At 68.5% G+C, this 1,567-nt stretch carries 1 pseudogene; it reads left to right on the top strand.

Going from position 1 to position 1,567, the window contains the following annotated elements:
- Positions 1–59 precede the first annotated feature (59 nt).
- A pseudogene (locus WDV06_RS36840) lies at positions 60–1,567 on the top strand (ADP-ribosyltransferase); the annotation flags it as partial.

Raw genomic sequence — 1,567 nt, 5'->3', positions numbered from 1 at the left:
CCGACCACGTACCGATCAATCCGTGCACGATTCCGCAGTTCACGGGTGACCTGGACGCGTTGGAGAAGAACAAGACGGCGATCGACACGGCGGCGGGCACGTTCCGTGACGCGGGATCGAACGTGGACTCCGAGTTCCAGGGCCTGTCGGCGTTCTACTCCGCGCCGGAGGCGGAGAAGCTGTTCGCGACGACCAAGCCGGTCAAGACCGACAGTGATTTCTTCGCCGACCAGCTGGAATCGGCGTCCAAGGCGCTGGGCGAGTACATCACCGAGGCCCGGCCGATCGTCGCCCGGTTGAAGGAGCTCCAGGCCAAGGCCACCACGTTCAGCAACAAGATCAGCGGGGACGCGCACTGGAAGGACGACGGGGACAAGATCGATGAGAACAACGATCTGATCCACGACGTCAACGCGGCGGTCTCCGCGTTCTGGGCCGCGGAGCGCACCTGCGCGAACAAGATCCGCGCGCTGTACTGTGCCGCTCCGCTCGTCGCGGACGACGGGTCGCACGGCGCGAACATGTACGGCTACAAGGGCGAGGACCTCAACAAGGCCCAGGACCTGCCGTGGGGTTCGCAGCTGGAGGAGACCCACCGGGCGTGGGAGATCGGCTACTGGGTCAAGTCGTTCGTGTGGGACGGTCTGATCGTCGACGGGATCTGGGGCACGATCCGCGGTCTGGGCACCCTGGTGGGTGTCGACGGCTGGGACAAGGCCGGCCAGGCCTGGACCGGTCTGGCCAAGCTCGCCACCGGTCTGGCGATCGCCTCGATGCCGGGGGTCGGGACGGCGTTCTGGCTGGCCGACGACAAGGACCTGCCCTCCTGGATCCGTGACTCGCGTACCGCGGTGAAGGAGACGGGCAAGGCGCTGGTGGCGTGGGACGAGTGGGGCAAGAACCCCGCCCGCGCGGCGGGAGCGGTCACTTTCAACGTGCTGACGACCGTCTTCACCGGTGGTGCGGGCACCGCCGCGAAGGCCGGTACGGTCGCCAAGGTCATCAGCGTGGCCGGCAAGGCCGGCCGTCTGATCGACCCGATGACCTACATCGGCAAGGCCGGCTCGCTGGCCAAGGTCAAGGTCGGTGACCTGTTCGCGAACCTCGGCAAGGTCGACGGGGCCTTCCCGAAGATCACCGACGTGGTGTGGAAGGACCTGCCCAAGGCCGACATGCCCGGGGTGAGGTTCCCCCACCCCGAGGACACCGTCCGCCTGCCCGACGACGCGCTGGGCCGCCCCCAGTTCTACGACAAGACCACCCACCAGCTCCTGGACCACCAGGGCCTGCCCAAACAGGACCTCACCTCCGTCCCCAAGGGACCCGACCACCCCCTCGCCGAAGTCCCCAAGAAGCAGGAAGTCACCGTCGGCGGCGGCGACACCCACCCGGTGAAGGTCACGGCCGACCAGCCCCTGGCCACAACCGCCGACAACGCGGCCCACCAGGCCGACCACACCCCCGGCGGCACCGCCGGCCACACCCCCCACAACAGCCACACCGAACCCGGCAACACCGGCACCACCCCCGGCCACGGCGGCACCGACACCACCCCCACCACCGGCGG

Source organism: Streptomyces racemochromogenes (assembly GCF_044129415.1).
Taxonomy (GTDB): Bacteria; Actinomycetota; Actinomycetes; order Streptomycetales; family Streptomycetaceae; genus Streptomyces; species Streptomyces racemochromogenes_A.
The sequence above is the reverse complement of the archived record's forward strand: the minus strand, read 5'-3'. Positions and strand labels throughout refer to the sequence as shown.